20 protein-coding genes, 1 tRNA gene and 2 pseudogenes are annotated in these 25,957 nt (G+C 46.3%); 8 read left to right on the forward strand and 15 right to left on the reverse strand.

The features are described from left to right. Positions 1-12: 12 nt before the first annotated feature. The 11 genes and pseudogenes from ACQY3M_RS06235 to trxA all read right to left on the reverse strand — a co-directional run bounded on the left by ACQY3M_RS06235 (position 13) and on the right by trxA (position 16,519). A complete protein-coding gene (locus ACQY3M_RS06235; RefSeq protein WP_428066823.1) occupies positions 13-5,124 on the reverse strand; it encodes a hypothetical protein in 5,112 nt (1,703 codons plus the stop codon). 98 nt (positions 5,125-5,222) lie between these two features. After that, positions 5,223-6,443 (reverse strand): bifunctional folylpolyglutamate synthase/dihydrofolate synthase, encoded by a 1,221-nt coding sequence (locus tag ACQY3M_RS06240; RefSeq protein WP_428066825.1) that lies wholly within the window; start codon positions 6,441-6,443, stop codon positions 5,223-5,225. 134 nt (positions 6,444-6,577) lie between these two features. Continuing rightward, entirely contained in the window at positions 6,578-7,192 is a 615-nt protein-coding gene (locus ACQY3M_RS06245) for a hypothetical protein (protein ID WP_428066826.1), read from the reverse strand. Between the two features lie 367 nt (positions 7,193-7,559). Continuing rightward, positions 7,560-8,825: a UDP-N-acetylglucosamine 1-carboxyvinyltransferase gene (murA, locus tag ACQY3M_RS06250; RefSeq protein WP_428066828.1), complete on the reverse strand. Its 1,266-nt coding sequence runs from the start codon at positions 8,823-8,825 to the stop codon at positions 7,560-7,562. Positions 8,826-8,843: 18 nt separating this feature from the next. Then, on the reverse strand, positions 8,844-9,689 hold the full coding sequence (gene prmC, locus ACQY3M_RS06255) for a peptide chain release factor N(5)-glutamine methyltransferase (RefSeq protein WP_428066830.1): 846 nt from the start codon (positions 9,687-9,689) through the stop codon (positions 8,844-8,846). Positions 9,690-9,691: 2 nt separating this feature from the next. After that, positions 9,692-10,750 (reverse strand): peptide chain release factor 1, encoded by a 1,059-nt coding sequence (gene prfA, locus ACQY3M_RS06260; protein WP_428066831.1) that lies wholly within the window; start codon positions 10,748-10,750, stop codon positions 9,692-9,694. 213 nt (positions 10,751-10,963) lie between these two features. Next, positions 10,964-11,170, reverse strand: a pseudogene (gene rpmE, locus ACQY3M_RS06265) (50S ribosomal protein L31); the annotation flags it as partial. A 128-nt stretch (positions 11,171-11,298) separates the two neighbouring features. Beyond that, positions 11,299-12,804, reverse strand: a complete 1,506-nt coding sequence (gene rho, locus ACQY3M_RS06270; RefSeq protein ID WP_428066833.1) for a transcription termination factor Rho — start codon at positions 12,802-12,804, stop codon at positions 11,299-11,301. Between the two features lie 7 nt (positions 12,805-12,811). Continuing rightward, entirely contained in the window at positions 12,812-13,387 is a 576-nt protein-coding gene (coaE, locus tag ACQY3M_RS06275) for a dephospho-CoA kinase (RefSeq protein ID WP_428066835.1), read from the reverse strand. After that, positions 13,387-16,053 (reverse strand): DNA polymerase I, encoded by a 2,667-nt coding sequence (gene polA, locus ACQY3M_RS06280; RefSeq protein ID WP_428066837.1) that lies wholly within the window; start codon positions 16,051-16,053, stop codon positions 13,387-13,389. The genes coaE and polA overlap by 1 nt, the downstream gene beginning before the upstream one ends. Before the next feature lie 145 nt (positions 16,054-16,198). After that, complete coding sequence (gene trxA / locus ACQY3M_RS06285) at positions 16,199-16,519, reverse strand: thioredoxin (protein ID WP_428066838.1); 321 nt, start codon at positions 16,517-16,519, stop codon at positions 16,199-16,201. A 166-nt stretch (positions 16,520-16,685) separates the two neighbouring features. Here trxA and ACQY3M_RS06290 point away from each other — a divergent pair, with 166 nt between their 5' ends. The 8 genes from ACQY3M_RS06290 to ACQY3M_RS06325 all read left to right on the forward strand — a co-directional run bounded on the left by ACQY3M_RS06290 (position 16,686) and on the right by ACQY3M_RS06325 (position 23,645). Next, positions 16,686-17,696 carry a toxin-antitoxin system YwqK family antitoxin gene (locus ACQY3M_RS06290; protein WP_428066839.1) on the forward strand — a complete coding sequence of 337 codons (1,011 nt, stop codon included), beginning with the start codon at positions 16,686-16,688 and terminating at the stop codon, positions 17,694-17,696. Further along, the gene (ispE, locus tag ACQY3M_RS06295) at positions 17,693-18,607 is read left to right on the forward strand and encodes a 4-(cytidine 5'-diphospho)-2-C-methyl-D-erythritol kinase (protein ID WP_428066841.1); all 915 of its coding nucleotides are present in this window, start codon (positions 17,693-17,695) and stop codon (positions 18,605-18,607) included. Before ACQY3M_RS06290 ends, ispE begins: the two co-directional genes overlap by 4 nt. Next, positions 18,604-18,939, forward strand: a complete 336-nt coding sequence (locus ACQY3M_RS06300; protein ID WP_428066842.1) for a SpoVG family protein — start codon at positions 18,604-18,606, stop codon at positions 18,937-18,939. Before ispE ends, ACQY3M_RS06300 begins: the two co-directional genes overlap by 4 nt. A 50-nt stretch (positions 18,940-18,989) precedes the next feature. Beyond that, positions 18,990-19,060: transfer RNA gene (locus ACQY3M_RS06305), tRNA-Gln, on the forward strand. A 72-nt stretch (positions 19,061-19,132) separates the two neighbouring features. Beyond that, positions 19,133-19,789, forward strand: a complete 657-nt coding sequence (locus ACQY3M_RS06310) for a Bax inhibitor-1/YccA family protein (RefSeq protein ID WP_428066844.1) — start codon at positions 19,133-19,135, stop codon at positions 19,787-19,789. Between the two features lie 221 nt (positions 19,790-20,010). Next, positions 20,011-21,651, forward strand: a complete 1,641-nt coding sequence (locus ACQY3M_RS06315; protein ID WP_428066846.1) for an acyl-CoA dehydrogenase family protein — start codon at positions 20,011-20,013, stop codon at positions 21,649-21,651. A gap of 15 nt (positions 21,652-21,666) precedes the next feature. Next, the gene (locus ACQY3M_RS06320; RefSeq protein ID WP_428066848.1) at positions 21,667-22,452 is read left to right on the forward strand and encodes an electron transfer flavoprotein subunit beta/FixA family protein; all 786 of its coding nucleotides are present in this window, start codon (positions 21,667-21,669) and stop codon (positions 22,450-22,452) included. Next, a complete protein-coding gene (locus ACQY3M_RS06325; RefSeq protein ID WP_428066850.1) occupies positions 22,452-23,645 on the forward strand; it encodes an FAD-binding protein in 1,194 nt (397 codons plus the stop codon). The genes ACQY3M_RS06320 and ACQY3M_RS06325 overlap by 1 nt, the downstream gene beginning before the upstream one ends. A 238-nt stretch (positions 23,646-23,883) precedes the next feature. On the opposite strand, the gene ACQY3M_RS06330 is transcribed toward ACQY3M_RS06325, so the two are convergent. The 4 genes and pseudogenes from ACQY3M_RS06330 to ACQY3M_RS06345 all read right to left on the reverse strand — a co-directional run bounded on the left by ACQY3M_RS06330 (position 23,884) and on the right by ACQY3M_RS06345 (position 25,950). Further along, positions 23,884-24,372 (reverse strand): hypothetical protein, encoded by a 489-nt coding sequence (locus ACQY3M_RS06330; protein ID WP_428066851.1) that lies wholly within the window; start codon positions 24,370-24,372, stop codon positions 23,884-23,886. 2 nt (positions 24,373-24,374) lie between these two features. After that, positions 24,375-24,542: a hypothetical protein gene (locus ACQY3M_RS06335; protein ID WP_428066852.1), complete on the reverse strand. Its 168-nt coding sequence runs from the start codon at positions 24,540-24,542 to the stop codon at positions 24,375-24,377. A gap of 390 nt (positions 24,543-24,932) precedes the next feature. Beyond that, positions 24,933-25,022, reverse strand: a pseudogene (locus ACQY3M_RS06340) (SEC-C metal-binding domain-containing protein); the annotation flags it as partial. Positions 25,023-25,377: 355 nt separating this feature from the next. Then, positions 25,378-25,950, reverse strand: coding sequence for an ATP/GTP-binding protein (locus tag ACQY3M_RS06345; RefSeq protein ID WP_428066854.1), 573 nt, complete (start codon positions 25,948-25,950; stop codon positions 25,378-25,380). Positions 25,951-25,957: the final 7 nt, after the last annotated feature.

The following is a 25,957-nucleotide window of genomic DNA, read 5'->3' on the forward strand; positions in this document are numbered from 1 at the left end:
TGAAATCTCGATTTACTCCTTAAAAAGCGACCATTTTATTCTGTAAAACACGCTCTTGGTCTTCTTAAGGAAATCGGAATAGGCCTCGCTGCCTCTGTAAGTGGGCGGCAGTCTGCTTGCCGGTTTCCTGCTTATCCCGCCATGCGCTTTAATTGAGTGATCCGTCACTTCCATTTCCTCATAAGGCCCGCCGTTTTGCATGCTGGCAAGAGCTTTGCCGGGTTGATTTATCGTAGTAGCTTTAACTTGTTCTATATCGGGATTGGTGGCCGTGGGCATACTGTCTGCATTTTCATCCTTAAAGTTCACGTCACTATCGCCGAATATCATACTCAAGTCCATCTCATTGCCTTCCACTTCCACCACTTCCAATTCCTGCACAGGCTCGCCAAAAGCAGCTATGGCGTCAGCGGAGCCGTCCTGATAGGCCATATCGCGCTCGGTCGTCGAAGGCAAAACGCTGGGATTTATAACCGATGTTTTAGTCTTAATGGAAGGCGCGGCGGTATCTTCCGCCTCGGCGGACAGTTTTACGCTTTCCTTACCCGCGGCGGGTTGCTGCGGGGCGGGCGGCTGAGGCATGGAAGGTCTCGTCTTAAGCTGGGTGCGCTCCGCCTTTAATTTGTTCAAAGTAAGCTCCGTTTTCGCGGCGTCTTCCTTGGCCAAATTAAGGGAAGTAACCAGGCTCTTATTTTCCTTTTCCATCTCGTTAATTTTGCTCGCCAAGGCCTTCTCTTTCCTTAAAGTTACCTCCGCGTTCTGTTTCAATTCGCGGTTCTCCGCCGTTAAAATGACTATTTCCTTCTTCAATTTCTCTATAACGGCGTCGTTGTCGCTTATCTTCGCTTTAAGAGTATTGAGCGCTTCCGCCGTCTCTTTCTCTTTGGCGGTGAGGCGTTCAATCTCTTTCAGGGCATTGTCAAGCTGTTCCTTAAGCCCCGCTTTCTCTTTGTTTATCTTGGCTATTTGTGCGCTCAAAGCCGCAGCTTTAGCCTTGGCCAAAGTAGAGGCGCGGGCTTCCTTCTGCTTGTAAGCGGCAAGTTCATTTTCCAAACTTTGAGCTTTCTCGGAAAGCACGTCATAACTGCTTTGCAGTTTTAACTTTTCCTCTTCCGCACTCTTTAGGCGGCTGTTGTCTGTCTTTAATTCCTCAAGCTCTTTTACCTGCCTCGCGCATAAAGCGGAAGCGTCTTTAAGTTCGCTTTCAAGCTTCTCAACTTTCGCCTCATATTCCTTGCGGACCGATACTATCCCGTTCTCAAAATCCAATGTGCTGAACTTGCTTTCCGCTTCCGAAAGCTGTTGCTTTAACATCAATATTTCTTTGGCTTGATCGGCAGATTTGCGCAAAGCCTCCAGCTTCTCGCCCTGCGCCTTTTTCACTTCCGCATCCAAAGCCGCATTTACCGCCTTTAGCTGGGAAGTATGCACCTGAAGTTGCTTCACAGCGGATTGGCCTTCTTTTATTTGCGCCTCGCTTTGGGCCAGAGCCTCGCTCAAGCGTTTTATTTCCGCCTCTTTGCCGGCAAGGTCTTCTTTTACTTTCGCGTTTTCCTTGCGCAGGCTCAATATTTCATCTTCAAGCTTGGCAATCATTTCCCGGCTTTGCGTATACTGCTCTTTTAACTGCTCTACCAATACCGTATCCTGCAAAAATCTGCTTTCAGCTTTAGCCAACTTAGACTTTAAACTGATTATCTCGTCGGTTTGCTCCACTATCTTGCTGGCCTTTAAGTCCGATCCGGAAAGTTTTATGTTAAGATTGGATTTTTCCTGCTCAAGTATTACTATTTGGCTTTTTAAGGAATTTACAGTTTCCGTCTCTTGATTTAACCGCTCCTGAGCCGATTTCAGTTTTTCTTCATAATCGGCGGACTCTTTGCTGCGGGCCTCTTTTAACGCCGTCACTTCTTCTTCATAGCGTTTTTGGAATTCGTCCAAGGCTTTCGTCTTTTCTTCCAGCTGTTTCAATATCTCGTATTTCTCGTTGCCGGCTTTTTTCAATTCTTCGTCTATCAAAGCCTTTTGGCTGTTGGCGGCCGCCACCTCGCCTTTGAGCATATTGATTATATTCTCGTTCTCTTTTACGGCAGATTCAGCTTTGGCCAAAGCCGAATTTATTTCCGTTATTTGCCTTACGTATTCATCATTTTTGCTTAAAGACTCTTCCAACTCGCTGATGCGCTTGGCGTTTGCTCGCTCCGCTTCCTCATAGCGGGCTTTAGCCTCTTCGCTTAAGCGGCGGGTTTCTTCCAACTCGGCCTTCAGCTTATCTATTTCCGCGCCAAGCTGTGACATCTGCTGTTCGCTTTGCGAGGCATTGTTCCTTAATGCTTCTATTTCGCCGTTTAGTTTTATCGCATTTTCTTCGCGCGCGGAGATATCCCTCTTCAAATTCTCTATCTCGGAAGCGGCCTCTCTGGCGGCTATGCCTGCGGCTTCATCTCTGGCGGCAAGATCCTTTTTCAAGGCCTCTACCTGCGCCAAAAGAGTTTGCTTTTCATCGTTACGGGAGGTAATGTCGCGCATTAAGGACTCTATTTCCTTGCCAAGACGCAATTTTTCTTCGTTGCCTGCGGCGATACCCGCTTTCAGGCCGTCCAACTCCCCGCGCAGTTTGCGGGTTTCTTCATCACGTCCGCCCAAGGCCAAGCGCAAGGAATCTATCTCCGTCAAAAGGCTATGCTTCTCTTCCCTAAGAGTGGAACTCTCTTTGTTTAAAGAGCTTACCGCACCCTCGTGTTCGCGTTTAAGGTTTTCTATCTCTATAGTCAGATTGGAAACCGCCGCCTTCTGCTCCGCATCCAAAGCCAATATCTTGGTTTTGTAATTGGATAATTCTTTGGAGTAATTTTCCTCTTTGTTCTTAAGTTCGCGCTCGAAAGCTTCCTTCTCCCGCAGAAGCTGTTCCTTCTTTGACTCTAGTTCGGCTATCTTAGCGCCATACTCTTCATTGGTCTTGCGGGCAGACTCCTCTTTGGACTGAAGTTCCTTTATTCTTGCCTCATAATCAGCGCCCGCTTTTTTATACCCCTCTTCCCGTGCGCTGAGCTCGCTTATGCGGCTTTCATAACCGGCATTGTCGCGCCGTAAGGCGGCTTCTTTCTCTTTAAGAGCATTGTATTCCGCCAAATCCTGCTCGTGACGGGCGGTCATTCTCTCCAGTTCGCTCTTTAAGGAAGATTCCAAAGAAGAATGTTCCGCTTTTAGATTTTCTATATCTTTGATATAGCGTTCATTGGCGGCAAGGGCTTCGTCTTTAGCAGATAAAATCCTGCGGATTTCTTCGTTAAGAGAGGCTTTTTCCGTCTCCAAGGAAGACAGCGTTTCCTTTAAGGACTGGTATTGGTTCTGCTCGCGGGTTAGTTTCTCGCCCGCGGAGGCAAGTTCCTGCTTCAAAGATTCTATTTCCCGCTCGTGCCCTTCTTTTATAAAGTCTATTTCCCTGGCCAAATCCGCAGATTTTCCCTCCAATCCGCGTTTTTGGTCATCTAAATTTTTAACGTCGTTTCTTAAAGATTCTATCTGCAGCTTTAAGGTATTGACGAAGGTTTCTTCCTGGCGGTATTTATCTTCCGCGCGGCGAAGTTCCAAAGTAATGCTTTGCGCTTCCTGCGCTTTTTGGTTCTTTAAGAGTTCGATTTCCCGCATCTGCTCGGCTTTAAGCGCGGCGATATCGCGCTCGTGCTGGGCGCGGGCCGCTTCCAGTTGGCGAATATTGTCTTCCGTCCTTAAGGAAAGAGCCGCGTTCTCCCCGTGCATTTGCTGGAGTTTCGTTTCCAAAGATAAAATCTGCTCTCTAAGGCCGCCCGCCTCTTTGGCGCTGGCATTCAAAAGATCCTGAGACTGCTGTATGCTCCTTTTAAGTTTATCTATCTCGATTATCTGTTGGGAGGCCTCCCTCTTAGCCGCCTCTCGCTCGGCCCTGGTGGAATATACCTCCTGATCCAAAGCCGCTTTCGCCGATTCAAGGCCGGTAAGCTGTTCCCTCAAAAAGGAGTTCTGTATCTCTTCCTGCTTAAACTTCTCTTCCGTCTTGCTAAGTGCCAGACGAAGCGACATTATCTCTTTTGCCTGCTCCGAAGACTTCCTTATCGAGGAAAGTTTCTCTTCCCTTACTTTGCGGATTTCCTCGTCTAATGCCAGCTTCTCCTGATTTAAAATCGACAAATGCTGTTCCATTCTCGACAGCTTGAAATCGCCGTGGCGAGCCTTTTCCTCAACTTTATTGAGCTGCACCCTTAAAGAAAGCAGTTCCTTGGTTTGCTCGGCCGATTTTCTTAAAGATTCCAATTTCTCGTTTTTGGCTCTCTTAACTTCGCTGTTTAAAGCCAAGTTTATAGATTTTAGGCGGTTTGTCTTTTCTCTCAGGCGGTTAATAAGGGTTTGGTCCTGGTTGATCAGGTTCTCTTCGTACTGGAGCCTGGCGTTTACTATATTGTCGATACTGCCTCTTAAAACGGAAATATCGTTTAATACGCTTGTCCTGTTGGCGCTGGAAATTGCTTTTAGGCTGCCTTTAAGCGTTTCAATCGTGGCGGACATATTTTTGTAAAATTCGTCACCCGGCTTAAAAGAGTTTTTGTCTTCCAAATCTATGCCTTCTATTTCGCTCTGAAGGCCGTTATAATAGGCCTTTTCTTTATTTACGTCGACAAAGCTCGATTCCAACTCGGAGATTTTTTGCTCCAAATGTTTCAAAGACTGCCCGCTCTCAAAAGAGGAATTGGCGTAAGAGGGGGCGTCAAACTCATCTTGATAGGAATAGTCTTCGTTAGAGTTCGTTTCATTATAACGATAAGAAGGTTCTTGCGCACCGTAATCGGGCTTGTATTCGGATTGCGAAAGCTCCGTATAGTTTGGGGATGGCTCTTCCCGCTTTTCTTGCCCGCTCTCCTGCGGAGAGGCAAGCGGCTCCTGCGAAGATTGCGCCTCGCCCGAGGCCTGCGCCGAAGGGATAGCGTTCTCTTTAACAAAAGAATCTATATCAAAACTGTCGGAAAAGGGGAAAGGTTCTTCTCTACCGCTTGAAGCCAAGGCCTCGTTTTTATTTGCGTCGTCTTGCAAAGACTGCAGAAACTCGTTAAATTCCTGATTGTTCTTATCGTTGTTATCTAAAGACATATTTCCTCTTAAATGTTATATATAAATATATAATACGCCATATAAAATTTAAGCAGAAATAAGCCCTACTGTCAAGAAATTATTACACGGTAATACCGTCAAGCGGCGCGGTATTCTAAGACGGCCGCCAAATAGAAGCTGCCACCCGCTATTACATTACCGCGGAAACCGCTGGGGTTGAAAGAATAAATATCCCTTAAAACCGATACTTTCACACTTTTATTAAAGCAATTAAGCAAATTTTCCGTTTTCATATTGCGTTCCTCGTTCGGGCAGACAAGAACTATATTAGCAAATGCCTTTTCCGCTATGGCGCAAAGTTTCTTATAATCGTGGCCTTGGGAACAGGCTAAAATCAGGGTATTATCCGGTTTATAAAAGCGGCTGTTTTTGTAAGTTTTTATAAACTCTTTAAAAGCCGCGGGATTATGGGCGCCGTCTTTGATCAAGTACTTGCCTCTTTTGATTTTTATAACTTCAAAACGGCAAGGCATGGCAAAACCAGCCAAAGCTGATTTAGACTTTTCAACTCTTACACCCAAAAGGCCGGCCGCTTTAATAGCCAATGCGATATTCCCGCTCTGTGCCGCGCCCATAATTTTGGTGAGGTAGGTTTCCCCCTCAAAATCAAAAGAGCTTTCAAGTTTTTTAAAATTCTGTCTAAGGTTTTTTACTCGCCCCGTTTTGATGAGTTTCGCCCCAGCCTTTTCAACCGCTTTCGCGATTTCCGAACGAGCTTCCTTGCCCATTGGGCCGCATAGCACGAAAGAATTTTTCTTTATTATCCCGCTTTTCTGAACGGCAATCTCTTTTAGACTGCCGCCCAGCATTGAACAATGGTCCAAATCGACGGAAGTTATAAGGCAAATATCGGCATCGACTATATTGGTGCTGTCCAAAAGACCGCCGATGCCGCATTCCAATACGGCAATATCTATTTTTTTAGATTTGAAATGAAAAAGAGCCGCAAGGGTGAGAGTTTCAAAAAAATTAAGTTCACCCGCCTGTTTTTTTTTCACGAAAGAAACCGCCTTGGCAAAATCCGGCTCGCTTATTAAAACCTCGTTTATTTTTATTCTTTCAAGCGGGGTTTTGATATGCGGGGAAGTAAAAACGCCGCTCTTAAAACCCGCCTCTTTTAAAATGGTGCCCAGCGCGCAGGCGGCAGTCCCTTTCCCATTTGTCCCGGCTATATGGACAACTTTAAAACCAAGCGGAAAAAGCCCCATATTCTCCGCCGTTTTTTTTACCAAAGCCAAACTGCTCTTTTTATGGTTTTGTCTGCCGAACAGAAATTTTACGGTTTGTTCAAAATTCATAATACCGCCGAGCAAATATATCTAAATTATATAAACTTTCTTTTCTGTATTTTTGAAGTTTCTTAAAAGGAAAACCCCGCCGCATAAGCGGCGGGGCGGTTAGTTTAGAGAGGCTTTGCTCTCAAGGAAAACCGTTACCACAAACATGCTGTAGGAGCTAACTGCATAAAGTCTTTCCAACATTCAAACCCGAAGTAATTATCCGCAGGCCTATAATTGGCCCCCGCCGCACAACAATAGCAGCTACACCTTTTAGTCGACCAAACCCTTACCTGGTTGCTTGAACCTGACCCCATCATACAGTTTCGCCTATCATTGTCATTGGTACATTGGCAAGTATATGCCGTACCCTTCCAATTGCACACGCCCTTTTGCGGAATATCGCAAAGCTTCCAATCGGTAGATATCGCCCCCGGCGTACAATAACTGCAAATACCCCAGCTGCCGGTCTTCCACTTCAAAGTAGAGGTATCACAGGTTACAGTTCTGCTCCAAGTGCCGCTGCCGTCTTCCCCGCAGCTGCCCGTAGTGGCGGGTTTCGTGGCGGGATCGCAGGTTTTAGGGCAATCCTCGTCCCAGCCGGACCAGCTTCCGTTGGAGCAGCAACTCCGTTTGGAAGTTCCACAAGGGCCGCTGGGCTTATATTGCACAACACCAACATCTGAGCATATTTCGGCAAACGCAAGAGAAACGAAAGAAACAAAAAACATAAACAAAAATGCTTTTAAACTAAGTTTTATTTTTTGCATAAAATTTTCCTCTCTTTTTAAAATATCCAAATCTGGCGAAAATATAAAAAAAGGCTAATACTCTCTCATGCCCGACTTGGAATTATGGAAAATTTATCAAAAAAAAAAACAGTCAAGTTGTTTTTGATTTCGGAGAAAACTCAGACGTACGGCCTTGCCTTTCCCGCAAAAGAATACTATCCGCTCCGCGCGCACTGTTTTAACGGCGGCGGTATTTTAAACCTTCCAAAGCAAAGCAGCGGAAACTCGGCGCAAGTCAAAAAAACCACGCTTGTACAATTCCGCAAAAACAAAAATCCATACGCAAAAAACGTATGGATTTTAAATTGTATTTCGCGCATTAAATGCCGATGCGCAAAATGTAATATCACTGCGTTACGGGATTTACCCTTTTTATTTTTGCGCCCAGTTTGGTTAAGTTATCCTCAAAATGTTCATAGCCTCTGTCTATGTGATAGATACGTTCGACCTCGCTTACGCCCTTCGCGCACAATCCCGCCAAAACCAAAGCCGCGCCGCCCCTTAAATCGGAAGACATCACCACCGCGGGGCTGAAGTTCTTAACTCCCGTAATCTTGGCGGTGTTGCGTTCTATCGTTATATTCGCGCCCATGCGGACAAGTTCCGGCGCGTGCATAAAGCGGTTTTCAAAAATATCTTCGCTTATCTCGCTCTGCCCGCCGCAAAGGCACATCAAAGTCATAAACGGGGCCTGCAAATCCGTAGCAAAACCCGGGAAAGGGGCCGTCTTGATATTGACGGGTTTTATCTTCTTGCATTTCGGTTTTATTCGTATCCAATCCTCGCCGACCTGCAAGTCAAACCCGGCCTCTTTAAGATAATCCAAAAGTATTTCGTTGTCCTCGGGTATGCAGTCCTTAACTGTAACATCGCCGCGCGTTACCGCGCCCGCTATGATATACGTACCAGTCTGTATCCTATCGGCCGCGACGGTATGTTCCATACCGCCAAGTTCGCTTTTGCCCTCTATTATTATGCGTCCTTTGGCATCTTGCGTTATCTCCGCGCCCATGGATTTGAGCGCTTTAATCAAATCGGAAACTTCAGGCTCGCGCGCAACGTTCTCCAACACCGTGCGGCCTTTTACCAGACAGGCGCACATCATCAAATTCTGCGTCGCGCCTACGCTGGGGAAACTTAAAATTATCTTAGCGGGGTTTAGCTTCCTGGTCTTTAATATCACGTTGCCGTTCTGCACCAAAACCTTCGCGCCCATCTTCTCAAAACCCTTCAAATGAATGTCTACGGGCCGCACTCCTATCGCGCAGCCGCCGGGCAAAGGTATAACCGCTTTTTTAAACCTAGCCAAAAGCGGCCCCGCCACCCAAAAACTTGCCCGCATCTGCTTTACCAAATCGTAAGGCACTTCCGTCTTTAACTTGCGCCCCGCTTTTACCGTTAAAGTACCAGCGTCATATTCCACTTTCTTGCCAAGTTCCTGCAAGATTTTTATAGTGGTTCTTATGTCCCTAAGGTCGGGAACGCGGTTGATTATGCAAGGCTCGTCGGTAAGCAAGGTGGCCATAAGTATAGGCAAGGCTGCGTTCTTGCTGCCCCCTATTTCCACCGTACCTTTAAGTTTTCTACCGCCGTGTATTATAAATTTGTCCATTTTAAGCTCCAGTTCGGCTCAGCGCTTCTTTCGCGCGAATATAAACCTTTCTATGCCGGCAAAATCTTTGGCGCTGAAAGGGGTTTCCCACTCTTCGCCTTTAAAGAATTTTAACACTTTTTCGCTTTGTGCGCACCCTATTTCCAAAGCCAAAAGCCCGCCCGCTTTCAAATGGGCGCAGGCATTGGCGACTATCTTCCTTATAATATCCAAGCCGTCGGGCCCGCCGTCCAAGGCAAGGCGCGGCTCGTTGCGGACTTCCGGCGATAAGGTTTCTATTATGTCGGTAGGAATATAAGGCGGATTGGATATGATAAAATCAAATTCGCCTTCTATATTTTCGAACAAATCGCTTTGTATAAACTTCACCCGTTTGACCAAATTCATATTAGAGGCGTTCTTGCGGGCCACTTCCAAGGCTTGCGCGGATATATCGCCCCCTATAACTTCCGCCGCGGGAAACATAAAAGCCAAACTTATAGCTATACAGCCCGATCCGCTGCACAGATCGAGTATCCTCGAAGGCTGTACGCCGGGTAGATTTTTTATCGCTTCCTCCACCAGTTCTTCCGTCTCGGGACGCGGTATCAGCACCGTAGGGCCGACGCTGAACAGCCGCCCCATAAACTCAGCCTCTCCTATAATATGCGCCAAAGGCTTGCCGGAAAGTTTCTCCTCCACTATTTTGTTGAAGAGGTTTTCTTCCTTCTCGTAAATAACGTTCTGCCTGTACGCCCTTATATAAGTGCGGCTCTTGTTCAAAACAAACGCCGCTATAAGTTCGGCATGTGCCAAAGGCTCGTCTATGCCCTTTTCGTCAAGGCGTTCCTTAGCGCCGTCCACCATTTGCTGTATCGTTATCATAGTTATATCGACATCGCCTTCAGCTTCTCTTCGGTACGAAGTTTTCGCAAATGGTCGAGTATCTCCTCAATATTGCCTTCCATGATTTCGGTAATGTTGTGAAAATTCTCGTTAAGGCGGTGGTCCGTAACCCTGCTCTGCGGGAAATTGTAAGTCCTTATCTTCTCCGAACGGTCCCCTGTACCGACTTGGGCTTTTCTGGCGTCGTAAATCTCTTTGTTCTGTTTGGCCTCTTCCATTTGGTAAAGTTTAGACTTCAACATTCTCATCGCCTTTTCGCGGTTGGCGCCCTGCGTGCGCTCCTCGCGGCAGCTTACCACCACTCCCGTGGGTTTGTGGATCAGTCTAACGGCGGTTTCCACTTTGTTTACGTTTTGGCCCCCCGCCCCGCCCGCGCGGCAGGTTTCCATTTCTATATCCGCGGGATTGATTTGTATATCAATATCTTCGGCCTCCGGCATTATGGCGACCGTTACCGTAGAGGTATGCACCCTGCCCGAAGTTTCCGTATCCGGTACGCGCTGTACCCTGTGTGTTCCCGCTTCGTCGCGAAGCCAAGAATAAGCACCCTCGCCCTTAATAAACATACTTACATATTTGCAGCCTTTAAGACCGGTAGGCGTATATTCCAAAAGTTCAGTCTTCCAGCCCCTGTTCTGCGCGAAATGCTGATATACCCTCAAAAGCTCCGCCGCGAATATCGCACTCTCGTCGCCGCCCGCGCCGGGGCGTATTTCCAAATAAATATTTTTTGAGTCGTTGGGATCGGGCGGAATGATAAGCACCCTAAGTTCTTTTAACAGCTGATCGGGCTTTCCTTCAAGTTCCGCCAGTTCCTCCGCAGCCAAGGCCGCCATTTCCTTATCGCCGCCGTCTTCTATCATCTCGCGGTCGGCCTTTATGGCGTCTTCCACCTTTTTAAGTTCTTCAGCCTTTTCTATTATCGGCTTTAAAAAGGCGTGGCGTTTGGTTTTTTCCTTAAAATGTTCAGGCGTAATATTGCCCGCGGAAAGCTCCGCTTCTATCTGCTCAAATTCTTCCTTAAATTTACTTATGTCCATACGTCCTCTTTTTTTCCGCTATAAAAAGCAGCCCCACCTTTTCAGAGGGGCTGCTTCTACCGTCATTTAAAGCTATTTCGCTTCTTTTTTGTCCGCTTTCTTTTCCGTTTTGGCGGTTTTCTTGGCCGCTTTTACCGGGGTTGTGCTTAAAGCAATTTTCTTTACCGTGCCTCTTTTCGTCTTTACTTCCGTTTTCGGCTTTCTTACTACCATTTTGCCTTGAGTGGAAGCAAATTTCTTGTTAAATTTCTCTACGCGGCCTTCGGTATCAAGCATCTTCTGCTTGCCAGTGAAAAACGGATGGCACGCCGAGCAGATGTCCAATTTGACGGCTTTCATCGTGGAGCGAGTCTTGAATTTCGCGCCGCATGCGCAGACTACTTCCACTACTTCGTATTTAGGGTGAATATTTTCTTTCATTTCAAATTACCTCAAAAAATTATTTCCTTTATATTATACTATAATTTATGCGATTTTTTCTATTTCCCGCCTAAGCCCAAAGCCGCCTTTTTGTGGCTTTGGGCTTGGCTTGATTTCAATAGCGCTCTTTAAAAACTGCTGACTTCCATTTGCTTTAAAAAGTCTTTGTTAGATTTAGTCGCGGATAACTTTTCCAAAAGCAGAGTCATCGCGTCTACCGAGCTTAACGGGGAAAGGATCTTCCTCATTATCCAAGATTTGTTTAATTCCTCCTCCGTCAAAAGCAAATCTTCCTTCCTAGTAGAAGAACGGTTGATGTCTATCGCGGGGAAAATGCGCCTGTCGGCCAGTTTGCGGTCAAGGCAGATTTCGCAGTTGCCCGTACCTTTAAACTCCTCAAAGATAATCTCGTCCATTCTGCTGCCCGTTTCCACCAAAGCCGTGGCTATTATCGTAAGTGAACCGCCTTCCTCTATATTGCGCGCCGCGCCAAAAAACCTTTTGGGGCGCTGAAGCGAAGTCGCCTCCAATCCACCCGTCAATACGCGCCCGCTGGCTGGCGTAACCGTATTGTAAGCGCGCGCCAAACGGGTGATGGAATCGAGCAATATAACTACGTCCTTGCCGTTCTCCACGCCGCGCTTGGCCTTTTCCAAAACCATTTCCGCCACTTGCACGTGCCTTTCGGCGGGCTCGTCAAAGGTGGAGGCTATAACCTCCCCGTTGACGCTGCGGCTCATATCCGTTACCTCTTCCGGGCGTTCGTCTATCAGCAATACCAAAAGTTCAATGTCTTTGTGATTCGTCGTAAGAGAATTGGCTATGCTCTTAAGCATTACCGTTTTGCCCGTCTTGGGCGCGGCGACTATCAAAGCCCTCTGTCCTTTGCCTATCGGCGCCATTAAATCTATTACCCTTTGCGTCAAATCTTTCTTGTCCACTTCCAAAGTGAAGCGGCTGTCGGGGTGGAGCGGAGTAAGGTTCTCAAACAAAGGCCTTCTGTATACTTTGTCGGCGTCGATGTCGTTTACTTTCTGCACCTGCAACATGGCAAAAAACCTTTCATTGTCTTTGGGCGGACGTATTAAACCTTCTATCTTATCGCCTTTCCTCAAACCCAGGCGTTTTATCTGCGAAGGCGATACGTAAATGTCTTCGCCGCCCGCCAGATAGTTATTCTCCTCCGACCTTAAAAAACCGAAACCGTCGGGCAGAATTTCCAGCACCCCGCCGCCGTATACCGACCCGTTTTGCTTGGCCTGCACCGCTATTATCTTGCCGATTAACTGCTGTTTCCTTAAACCCGAAATATCTTCCACATTGTAATTTAAAGCCAATTTGGTAAGTTCCGCCACGCTGAGCTTGGCAAGCGCTCTGGCGTCCATCGGCTTAGCGCCGTTGGCCTTGGGCTGATAATTGTTATTCTGTTCCTGCGAAGCACGGGAAAACCCGTTCCTGCCGCCGTTCTTGTCGCCAGCGGCCGCAGAGGCGGGCGCCGAAGCCTTTTCGGAGGCGGGTTTTTCCGCCGCCCCGCTCGCCGCAGCGCTTTGGCCTTGCGTACGCGCGGAACTTTTACGAAGCGCTGTTTTCTCTTTCAAAGTTTCTTTACCGTCTTTAACTTCTTTAGTTTCCATAATTACCTCATTGGTTTCCTTTTATAATATTGAAAATTCTTACCGTCTTTTCCTTTAATGTCTTTCTGTCGCCGTTATTGCATATCACAATATCGGCTTTATCGGCTTTTAGCTCCAAGCCGTACTGCTTTAAATCCCTGCGTTTAAAGTCTTCCCTCTCAAAGCCTTTGGCCAGAGCCCTAGCCAAGCGGACTTTATCATCAGCCCATACGCATATCGTCAAATCAAATCCACCTTCAAGGCCGGCCTCAAACAAAAGCGGCAAATCAAAAACGATTATCGCCTTATCCGTGTTTTTTATAATCTCTTGCGCTTGTGAAATTATCATCGGGTGGAGCAAATTCTCCAGCCATTTGCGCTTGGCGTCGTCCTTAAATATCAATGACGCGATTTTGGCTCTGTCGGCCGTATTGAAAGTTTCGGCTATGCGGTCTTTTAAAATCTCAAAATACTTTCTGCCAAGATTATCGGCGCATATAGTTTCCGCGCCAAGCTCGCCAAAAATTTCTAAAACCGTACTCTTGCCAGAAGATATGCCACCCGTCAATCCTATAACCTTTTTGCCTTTAATTCTAAAGTCCATTATATTACCTTGCCCATTTCGTTCCAGTTACGCCCCGCTTTGGCCTGCGCGAGCAAAGGAACTTTCAGCTTTACGGCATTTTCCATTTTTCCCTTCACCCACTGAGCCGTTTGGCGGATTTGGCCTTCGGGCACTTCGAAAATAAGCTCGTCGTGCACTTGCAGGAGCAAAAGCGACTGCCCGAGTTCAGGCGAAGAAAAGATGTCTATCATCGCTTTTTTGATTATATCCGATGATCCCCCCTGCACCACCGTGTTTACCGCCGCGCGGTTGGCAAAACTGCTCAGTCTGGCGGAACCCGCCTCAAATTCCGGTATGTATCTGATATGGCCGAACAAAGTTTTTACATAGCCCGCTTTACGGGCTTTTTCTGCGGTTTCGTTTATCCACGCTTTAACCGTGGAATATCTTTTGAAATAAGCGTCTATATAGTCTTTAGCCTCGCTCATCGATATGCCCAAACTCTGCGAAAGAGCCAAAGGCCCCTGCCCGTATACTATCCCGAAGTTTATCGCCTTAGCGCTGGAGCGCATTTCTTTGGTTACGTCTTCAGGCTTGACGTTGAATACCTCCGCCGCGGTCTGCCTGTGTATGTCGGCAGCGTTCTTAAAGGCGTTTATCAAAGCCGCGTCGCCCGATTCGTGCGCCAAAACCCGCAAATCAATTTGGGAATAATCCACCGACAGCAGAACTCTCCCCTCTCCCGCAATAAACGCCTGCCTTATCAGTTTGCCCTTTTCACTGCGGACGGGAATATTTTGCAAATTCGGGCTGAAGCTCGAAAGCCGCCCCGTAACCGTACCCGTTTGATTGAAATTGGTATGCACCCTGTGCGTCTGCGGGCCGGCTAAATTCAAAAGAGAATCGACATAAGTACTCTTGAGTTTCGCACTTTCGCGGTATTTTAAGATATGCTCCGCTATGGGGTGTATATTCTTTAAAGACTGTAAAGTTTCTTCGTCGGTGGAATAGCCAGTCTTGGTCTTTCTGGACGAAGGAAGCCCCAGCCTCTCGAACAAAAGCGAGCCCAACTGCTTGGGCGAGTTTATGTTGACATCATAACCCGCCATTTGATTTATTTCCTTTTGCTCGGACAGCATTTCCTTATTGAGAAGTATCGCCAATGTCTTCAGCCAAGACGTATTTACCATTATCCCGTTGTTTTCCATATTCAACAACACGCTCATCATTGGGATTTCCATATCGCGATACACTTCCATAGCGGTCTTTTCTTTCAAAAGAGTTTCCAATTTGTCTTTCAAAAGCCAAATATTATCGGCGTAAAAAGACATTCTTTCCTTTAAGCCGGCACCCAAGGAAAGCATTTTCCCCAAATTTACCGTCAAAGCGCCCAAAAGGCTGAATTCGCCCGAAGGATCCAGACAATACTTGGCCAAGGCGCCGTCAAAACAGTTTATAAATTTACCCGCTTTAGGCTCATAGCCCAAAACCCTAAAAGCATATTTGATGTCGTGGCCTATTTTTAAGATGGAATCGTCGTCAAAAATATCAAACAGGGCGCGTTCCATTTTATCGTCCAGAGCGCAATCCTCCAAAAACGCCGCGCTGCCCCGCCCGGAAGACAATAGCAAGGCGTCTTCCTCAACGTAAACGAACAACTCTTTACTTATTGAGCCGCGCTTTAGTACTTCCTCAAAAGATATAAACGCGCTTTGCGCTTCGCGCACTTCGCCTTTGGCCTTTATGTCGGCGGAAGGCTTTATTTCCCCTTCATCGCCGAAATCGAACAATTCCCCCTGCACCGGCTCGCTTTTGGCGGGCGAGTCTTCTTTTTTAAAGGAATCCAAAAACGTAAATAAATTTTTAAATTCAAAACGATTGGCAAAAAGCTCCAACTCTTGTTTAAACGGTTCTTTAACCTTAAAATCATCAAAAGAGAGCCCCAAAGGCAAATCCGTTTTCAAAGCCGCCAGCTTTTCGGAAAGAAGCACCTGCTCTTCGGCGTCCAAAAGTTTCTTTATGACGCCGGGCTTTATTTGAGCGTCGCCGTTTTTTGCCGCGGCGTATATATCCTTTATATGCCCGAACTTTTTAATAAGCTCCGCCGCGGTTTTGGGGCCTATGCCCTGCGCGCCGGGAATATTGTCGGAACTGTCGCCCACTATCGAAAGATAATCCAGCATATATCCGCAAGGCACGTCAAATTTGGCCAGGCAGCCTTCCTCCCCTTTATATCCGTCTTTGGCCACTCCCGACCATATCTTTACGCCTTTGCCGACGGCCTGATATATGTCTTTATCGGAGGTTACTATTACAGCCTCCTCGCCTTTGCCTGCGGCCAAAGCGGCCAAAGTCGCCATTAAATCATCAGCTTCCGCGCCCTGCATAGCAACAGTTTTCAATCCCATGGCAGAAACCAGATCCCGCGCGATTTTAAGCTGGCTTACAAGTTCCTCGTCAGGCTTGGGACGGTTGGCTTTATATGCCCCGTAGAGTTCGTGGCGGAAAGTGGGGCCCTTGGAATCAAAACATACCGCCGCATGGGAAGGCTTTTTCTCCTTCAGGAATTTTATCAACCAATTTACAAAACCGTATAAAGCGCCCGCTTCTTCGCCCTTGGATGTCCTTAATTTGGGCAAAGCGTGATAATTCCTGTGAAGGAAACCGTGCGCGTCTATAATAAAAAATTCTTTGGAAAATGGCATAATACCGTTATTTTACAGCTTAATTTACAATCTGTTCGGCGTCAAGCGCCTTAAACGGATAGGGAACTCCCAAATTGTAGGATTTTATCTTTGCCCGCCAGAAAAGGCGGGCAAAGACCGTCGGTAAGATTTATATTATAAATTTTTACAAAAGAGCATCAAGATGTTTCTTCAACTCTTCTTTGCTCTGAAGGCCTACCATCTGCCCTTTCAATTCCCCGTCTTTAAACAAGAGAATAGTGGGAATGGAAGCTATGCGGTACTGTGCGCTTTTCTCAGCCGCGTCGTCCGTATTGACTTTGCAAATCTTGGCTTTGCCTTCATACTCGGCCGCAATTTCCTCTATCACGGGGCCCAGCATTCTGCACGGCCCGCACCACGGCGCCCAAAAATCCACCAGCGCCACGCCTTTATACTCTAAAACTTCTTTATCGAAATTAGCGTCGTTAAGATGTATTTCGCTCATGATAAACACCCCTGTAACTGAATCTTTTCCTCCCTATGTTAAGGATATATCATTACTTAAATGTTGTCAATAACTTATAAAAAAGTATAATACCCTAAACGGCGCGCCGCGCTTTGACGTTTTATTCCGGCGTCGATTTTTAATTTTTTTACGGAACGGATTGTCTATGGATAGTAAAGATCAAATAATAGCGATAATCTTCGGAAATAAAAAATTTTTCTTTAAAGCCTCTTTGATTTCCATTAGGGACGCCTCCACTCAGAGCACCTCCGAATTGGAAGAAATACCCGATGGCAAAGTAAAAGAGTATTACGCCGATTTGTGTATGGAAAAAACATATAAGGACGGGAAACTAAAGAATTCGCTCACACTTACCGGCAGAACGGAAAGATCTTCCACCAGAAGCCTCTTTACCAGCCTAAGCGGGAAAGATCAATCCGTCACCCCCGCTCAGGAAGGAAAAACTTTTATTAGGAATATACATCAGAGGATATTCTTCATAAACGGCAAACAGACCGCATTGCAGGAACTCAACGAAGCCGGGGAGATCATCAGCAGCCAAGGGGAAGCCTTCAGCGGCGAGGCTAAAGAGTTCTATCCCAACGGAAGCGTCAAGATGGAAGCCTATTTCAAAAACGGGATACCCCAGGGCACCGTAAGAACTTACGACAAACAAGGCCGGCTGATAGCAGAAGAAGAGTATAAAAACGGCGTTAAGGAAGGCAAAGCCAAACGCTTTAATTTTACCCACAATATCCCTACGGAAGAGGAAATGTTTTATAAAGGAGGGATACTCAACGGGACGAGAAAACTCTTCAGCCCATCCGGCAAATTGTTGATGTCGGAAGAGTATAAAAACGGCAAAAGGGACGGCAAAATCGAACTATTCAACAGTGAAGGCATAATAGAGGTACAAGCGTTTTACAAAGGCGGCAAAAAACACGGGAAAAGAACTTTCTATTACGAAACGGGCGAGCCTATGCATGAGGAGAACTTCAATAACGGTCTGCTTGAGGGCGAGCGAAAAACTTTCGCAAAAAACGGTTCTTTGCTGATAGTGGAAAATTACAAAAACAATCTGCTCAGCGGAAAGAAAATATTCTACTCGGAAAACGGCCAACCCAATAAAATAGAAATATATGAAGAAGGCAAACTCCTCGGGGAGGGAAACAAATGAGCAGTGAAATATCGGTATTTGCGCCGGCGAAAATAAATTTATTTCTTGAAGTCACCGGCAAAAGAGAAAACGGCTATCACGACTTGGCTACCCTTTTTGCAAAGCTGGCCATAGGCGACGATATAAAAATATCCGCCCAAAAAGCCGATAAAACCGAAATAAATTTAAAAATCAAAGGGCCGTTCGGCGCCAATTTAAAAGGAGACAAAAGCAATTTGGCCTATAAAGCGGCGAATGCTTTTTTTGAATATTTCGGCATAAAAGCGCACTGCGATATCCGCTTGGAAAAAAATATGCCGCTTGGTTCGGGATTAGGGGCAGGGTCTTCCGACGCGGCCGCCGTAATAAACGCCCTGTGCCAACTGTTCAACATAGAATTGAACGCAAAGCGAATGAAGGACTTGCTACAAATAGCGGCAAAGCTGGGCGCGGACGTGCCGGTCTTTCTCTACCCCGAAACTTTTTTTAAGGCGCAAGGCATAGGGGAAGTTCTCACCCCGATAAAAAGCAAAATAAGATCGCCTTGGGTGATAATAGCCTATCCCGGCGAAGGATCGGACACAAAAGAAGCCTATACAAAATTAGCTATAAATCCGCAAGAAAAAATCTTGACACATATCTCCAATCTTAATAAACTTGTATATAGTATTGAAAATGGAAGTCCCCTGCAAGATTACGCCCATTTGATTTACAATAAGCTGGAGGACTCCGTTCTCACGTACAAGGGAAGCGTAGCTCGGCTGAAACAAGAACTGATAGGCTTAGGCGCGCAATATGCCTTAATGTCAGGATCGGGATCATGCGTATTCGCGCTAGTCCAAGATGAACAGAAGGCAAAGGGAATCGTTAAGGAAATAGAAAAAGACGGAAGAACAGTTTTCTTAACGCACTTTTGGAGGACTCAAGTATGAAAATCACGGAGATAAGAATTCATCTCATGGGCGAAGAACGCCTAAAAGCGTTTGCGAGCGTAACTTTTGACGATTCTTTCGTAGTCAGGAATATGAAAATCGTCGAAGGCGCCAAAGGGGTATTTTTGTGTATGCCTTCACGGAAATTGCCGGACGGCTCCCACAAAGATATGGTGCACCCGATAAACCAGGAGTTCAGAAAGTATTTGGAAGAAAATATACTGAAAGCCTATCAAGAGGAATTGGCAAAGAACCCAAGCGGAGTATCGCCTAAATCCGACGACGACGCCCCCGCCGCAGAAGAAACAAATTTGCCGTCCGCCGACAAATAAAATATAATATATATATCGGCTGGGATTAAGCCTTTAACATTGTAAAATATTTCCGGGTGGTGTAGCGGTAACACGTCTCCCTTTGGAGGAGAAATCCTAGGTTCGATCCCTAGCCCGGAAGCTCGGATTTAAAACGGCACGCCAATAAAGCGTGCCGTTTTTTAGACCTAAAATCAAAAAAGTAAGGAGAAATATGTTTCAAACTTTATTTTTAAAGACCAGCGTCATATTGGCGGGCTCGCTTTTTATGGCCTATATCGGCAGCAGAATATCCTCCGGCATATTCCAGCGCGCCTTGCAGACGGGCAACCCCGAAAAGATAAAAACCACTATGTGGACCGCTTTAATAGTAAATATAATAGCGTTTTTGCTGTTAGTGTTCTTCAAAAGCAATTTGCTTTTAAGTTTTGTATTTATGTTTGCGTTTACTCTTTCTAGCGGATTTACGCTTGGGATATATACTTTAACCAATCCTGAAGCCGTGCAAAAAGCTACCGCAATAACCGCTTTGACCACATTGGTAACCGGCTTGATAGCAAGCTATTCCGGGATAGATTTTTCCTGGCTGGGAAAGATATTGTTCTTTGCGCTTTTGGCTGTAATAGTAATAAGCGTTATAGGGCTGTTCGTTAAGATGAAAAGCGGCCTTAACAGAATAATCTCCGCGGCAGCCGTATTGATATTTACCGGATACTTGCTGTTTGATTTTAATAATTTGGCCAAACTAAAGAACGTTGCCGAAGCCAACAACTGGTCCACCGCTTTGGACTTCGCTGTAAACATATATTTAGATATAATCAACCTGCTGATAAACTTGATAAGCCTTTTAAGCGGATCATCAAACAACTAAACAGTACGGTTTTGACAAAAAGCCCCCGATTGACTTGGGGGCTTTTTATTTTTGAGCCAAGCATAAAACTATTTATAAATCTTGGCACGCAAAAATAGTAATTTAAACTCATCAGCCCGCAGCGCATAGCGCGTGCGGCATACACTTTTCCCGGCCGTTCCGGTTTGAGATTGTATTGATAAAAATGGTATTATATATATAACATTTTTTAGGAGATATCTATGTCAAAAATTGATGCAGTATCCAGAGAGCTGATGCTTGACAGTTTAAAGCATTACGCAAAAACAAAAATCCCCTTTGAGTTCATTCGCGAACACGACGCCAAAAACGAATTCCCCGCCGAACTTATCAAAGATATGTACAAAAGTGACGTCTTGGGCGTAAACCTTTTGCTCATACCGGAAGAATACGGCGGCTTGGGCGGCACCACTACCGACATATACCGTATCTGCGAGGCTTTGGCCCGCGTAGATTTGGGCATAGCGACATCGGTATTCGCCACATTCTTGGGCAGCGACCCTCTTTCCGTAGGCGGCACGCCCGAACAGAAAGCCCATTGGTTTAACAGAATGGCGAAAGAAAGTTTAATGGTAGCTTATGGCGCGACGGAAGCCGACGCCGGAAGCGACCTCGTATCTTTAAGGACGAGAGCGGAACACGTACTTGAAAACGGCAAAATAAAAGGATACAAAATCACCGGAAGCAAGATGTGGATATCCAGCGGCGCGGTGGCAGACTTATATACCGTACTGGCCTTGGCGCCGGGCGGGCCGAGCTGGTTCTTGGTGGAAAAGGGAACCCCCGGCTTTACGCAGGATAAACACGAGGATAAACACGGTATACGCCTTTCCAATACGGCGGGCCTTTCTTTTGACGAAGTCTACGTACCGGCCGAAAATTTAATCGGCGGAGTAGAAGGTAAGGGTTTGCTGCAGGCTCAGGCGGTATTCGGCTACACCAGGCTTATGGTGGCGGCATTCGGTTTGGGCGCCGGCGAAGAAGCGATAGAAACCGCCGTAGATTATGCCAACCACCGCATACAGGCGGGCGGCCCGCTTTCCGAAAAGCAGGGCTATATGCTAAAGTTGATAACCCCGCATTACATCAAATTTGAAGCGGCAAGAGCTTTCATCGATGAAACCGCGAAGAAACTTGACGTAAACAATCACGGCCAGGCGACGGAAGGCTCCATAGCCAAATACTACGCCACCGAAGCGGGCAATAAAGCCGCGGAAGACGCCATACAGGCTTTGGGCGGCTTCGGCTACACAAAAGAATTCGCGGTAGAAAAAATAAAACGCGACGTCAAGATAACCTGCATTTACGAAGGCACCAACGAAGTAATGGAAATGACCATTTACAGAGGCCGCTGGCAGGAACATTTAAAGAGCAGGGGCGCATACTATACCAATATCGCCGACGAAATGGACGCCATACACGCCAAGAACCCCGAAGTCGGCGCCAATGCGATAGCTTTGGGCTTAAGAGCCTTGGCCGCGGTACTGGAAGAGTGCAGGGTTCAACGCTTGACCAGGCACCAATATATAACTTTCAAGTTGGGCGAACTTATCGCCAACGCCGAAGTGGCAGCCGCTTTCTGCCGCGCCATAGGCAACGGCAAGATAGTGGAAGGCTGCAAATTTGATATGGATACTTTAAAAGCGATGTGCCGCGTAAACGCCAAGGAAACGGCTTACGACATCGCCACGAGAGGCGCGAAACTCGTACTCAGCGCGGGTACGGCCGACGCGGCGGCTTTGCTTAACGCGACGCATCTTGTCCAAATAGAAGCCAATATGCACGGCTCTATTGAGGATTCCGATAAAGTATCGGCCAAACTCAGAGAGATATTTAAGAAATAGGAGCTCCAATTTATTATGAATATTATAGTTTGCATAAAACAAGTGCCCGATTCTTCCAGGGTAAAAGTAGACCCTAAGACGTCTACTTTGGTGCGCGCGGGCGTGCCGAGCATATTAAACCCTTACGATCATTTCGCGCTGTGCCAAGCGCTTAAGATCAAGCAGAAAACGGGCGCTACGGTAACAGTTTTGTCGATGGGCCCCAATCAGGCGCAAAGCGTGATAAGGCTTGCTTTGGCTTTGGGCGCCGATAAAGGCATTTTGCTTTCCGACAGGGCCTTCGCCGGATCCGATACTTGGGCGACTTCCTATGCTTTGGCTACCGCTATCAAGAAGATAGGCTCATTCGATTTGGTAATGTGCGGACAAATGGCTATCGACGGCGATACCGCCCAAACGGGCCCGGGCATCGCCTATCACTTGGGCATACCTCAAATCACCTTCTGCGATAATATAGATGTAGCGCAAGGCAAAGCGGTGGTACGCAAAATAATAGACGGCGGGCACCAAATTATGGAAGCGGATTTGCCCGCGCTTGTTACTATGACTATGCCGTTTGATTATGTGGCATCTTACCCTTCTTTCTTGGGCGCTTTCCACGCGCAGAACAAACCCTCTTTAACTTGGACAGCAGCCGATATCGGCGCCGATCCCAAAAAATTAGGTTTAGACGGTTCCCCTACCAGAGTGGATAGAATATTCCCCCCGCCGGCCAGGCCCAAAGGCCAAATATTCAACGCGGGCGCGTCTGAATTGGCCGACAAAGTGCTTGAGATTTTAGCCAAGGAGGAAATAATCTAATGATACAGATTTCATCAAACTGCGTAGGTTGCGGCAAATGCGTAAGCGTATGTCCCTTTGGGGCTTTAAGTTTAGTCAATGGCAAAGCGGTGGCCAGTTCGGCCTGCACGATGTGCGGAGCCTGCGTGAGCCAATGCCCCGTAAAGGCTTTAAGCCTGCCGCAAAGCACAGCGGCCGCTAAAGATTTATCCGCCTATAAAGGCGTATGGGTATTTGTCGAGCTGTTGGAAGAAAAAGACGTATTGGCGCCCCGTTCGGTCAGTTTGGAACTCCTAACCAAAGGAAGAGAGCTCGCCAATGAACTTAAGGAAGATCTTTGCGCAGTGGTAATAGGAAAGAGCAACGCTGGGTACTTTGCAGAGCTCGCCTCCTACGGAGCGGACAAAATTTACAATGTCGAAGGCCCCGGCTATGCCGATTACAACACCGAGGCTTACGCCAATGCAATGATTACCTTAATCAACAAATACAAACCCAGCATAGTATTATTCCCGTCGACTTATGTCGGGCGCGACTTATCGCCCAGGATATCGGCAGAAATATTCGTCGGATTGACGGCAGACTGCACGGGTTTATCGATAAAAGAAGGCAACCTGATACAGACCAGGCCCGCCTTCGGCGGCAATATTATGGCAGACATAAAATGCCCCAACCACCGCCCGCAAATGGCGACGGTAAGGCCTAATGTAATGCCTAAGCAGGTAACGGCGCCGGGCAAAACGGCGCAGGTTATAAACGAGCCTATCGCTTTAAGCCCGAAAGCGTCGAAAGTAAGGATTATCAGCAAGGAAATCGAACAAAGCCAAGAGGTGGAAAAACTCGACGAAGCCAAGATCGTAATATCCGGCGGAAGAGGCCTTAAAACGGCGGAACAGTTCGAAATCTTAAACGAGATCGCAGCCGAACTCGGCGGTGCGGTAGGCGCTTCTCGCGCGGCTATTGACGCAGGCTGGAAACCGAAGAACCATCAAGTCGGCCAAAGCGGCGTAACGGTAAAACCTAAGCTTTATATGGCTTGCGGTATTTCCGGCGCTATACAGCACACCGTAGGTATGCAGGACAGCGACATAATAATCGCTATAAATAAAGACGCTTCAGCGCCTATATTTAACTTCTGCAAATACGGCATTGTAGGCGATGTCCATCAGATATTGCCAAAAGTGCTTGAAGGCATCAAAAAAGCCAAGAAATAACTTTAAAAGTTTTTTCTTAACGAGGCCCCGTTCTTTTGGAACGGGGCTTTTGTTTTTTCTGAATAATAAAATTTTTATCAAAACTATTCAATCCATAAAATAATACAAATAAAATAACCCGCCAAATTGGGAACTTGGCGGGTTAGAATAACTTTTGCAATTCCAAGGCAAATGTTCTTACAATATAAATATCACTCAAACATATGCCAACAAATCTAATTATATATAATCTATAATCCTATCCACCGCATACACAAGATGCCGTTTCACATTGTCCGCCGCCGATATCTTCATATGCTGTTGCTCTTTCTCCTTTATTATAACATGGATACCCTCTAAGCGCTGTGCCATTATAAGCATCACAACCATCATGAGATACTATATAACCATGGTCGCATATCCAAGTCCAAGATTGATTGGCCTCACAATGTCCGGTTAAAGATCCGCTGCCGGGAACCCATTTATATCCGCTCTTACAAGTGCATGTACCCTTCCAATAGCCATAAGACCATCCCGAACCTTCTCGGCAAGTAGCCGTTCGGGTTAAAGTTCCTCCGCTCGTTTCCTGAACAAATCCTACACAGGAAACGGATGTGGAACCTTTAGCCTCACATTGAGATCCATTCCAACATTCATTCGGGCCGCAGGAAGGTGTATCATCTTTAACACATGCGTGATTATCCAATTCATAACCGTTTGCGCTATCGCACTCACAGACACCGTTCACTTCTATGGAACCTTCAGGACATATACATCTACAATTTTCGGCATCAAAATCAGCATAAATTTGCAAAGCATCACATTGAGTTCCGCTATTAAAACAAGTGCAATCTTTTCCCCATTCCGACCAAAGCCCGTTAACGCAACAAGTTCTCTCTTGGGTTCCGCAGCTGCCATATTGCTGATATTGTATCTTTACTGAACCGGAACAAGTCTCAGCATAAGCATGCGAAACTAATAAAGATAAAACAACAAATAACGCCTTTGTAGAAAATTTTTTACACATCTTTACCTCCAACCCCTAAAATATTATCTATACATCCAAAAAAACAATTAGTACCCCACAAGCAAGCCCCCCCAATATTTTGATTCTTAAGATCTTTATAAAACCAAAATATAATAAGGGTATATATTCTCTTTTAACTTAAAATATGGTGTTAAAATATATTTATATTATACTCCGAATATCTTTAAATGGCAATATCGGCGTTAAAAAATAAAACAACTGCTTAAAACAAAAAAATCCCCCTTATAAGGAGGATTTTTACTATATAAAGATATTAGCCGCTATCTGCCGCAGCATTTCTTGTACTTCTTGCCGCTGCCGCACGGGCAAGGATCGTTACGGCCCGGCTCTTCGCCTTTAACTACCGTTTCCACCTTGCAGTTCTGCTCCGCTTTAAGCTCTTTTTCGTGCTCTTTTACCCACTTTTTCATCTGCCTGGGCGAGTTCATATCGACGCCGTCTTTCTCCATTCTCTTGGCAAGCTCGATAAACTTCTGTTTGATGGTCGGATCTTTTATCTTATTTTTTATAAACGAAGGCAAAGCCTGCATTTCGCGCTCTATGCGTTCTTCTATGCTTTCCTTCTTTTTTCCGTCCTTTTTCTCCTCTTTTCTATCCGAGGCTTTCGCCTCTTTATCCGTTTGGGAAGCCGCTGCCCTTGTTTCTTCGGAAGTTTGGTTTTCCTCTTCTTCCTTTTTCTTCTTAAACAAAAAATCAAACACCATATTATATTTCTCCGTTAATTATCTTTCTTATGGCTTTACGCACTATCAAAGCCTTTTTTACATAGTCGTTGCTTTCCGGTATGACGATATGGCGCGGATGCCCGGACCATAATTTCAATATAGCCTCGTCCACTTCCAAAGCTCTTTCCAAAGTTTCCGTCCTTACGCTTGTATTTTGATAGTATTTCGCTTCTTTGGGCGGCGACATATGTATTACGGCGTAATAATTTTCATATTCCTCTTTAATGCTGGTCTTCATCGTTTTCAGAAAATCCTCTTCACCGTAAGGCCAATATACCGCCCCGTCAAGCGAACCTCTGTCGCACAAAACTATCTTGGCGCCCTGGTTAACCTCTTCGGCTAAAGCCTCAAGCTCCTTGGTGGTCGTATATATTATGCGCTGGGCATGATAGGTATGGCGCGGGCTCTTATCATTGCGGGGAAACCCTCCGCCATATACCAATGTCGCCGCTTCCACCGCCACTTCTATATCCGTACCGTACTCTTCCTTCAATATTGAAAGAGCCGTTGTTTTCCCGCTTGCCGGCCCCCCGGTAAGTACCACTTTTTTCATATTCCTT

Origin of the sequence: Candidatus Proelusimicrobium volucris, assembly GCF_959605025.1 — a bacterium.
GTDB classification, from domain to species: domain Bacteria; phylum Elusimicrobiota; class Elusimicrobia; order Elusimicrobiales; family Elusimicrobiaceae; genus Proelusimicrobium; species Proelusimicrobium volucris.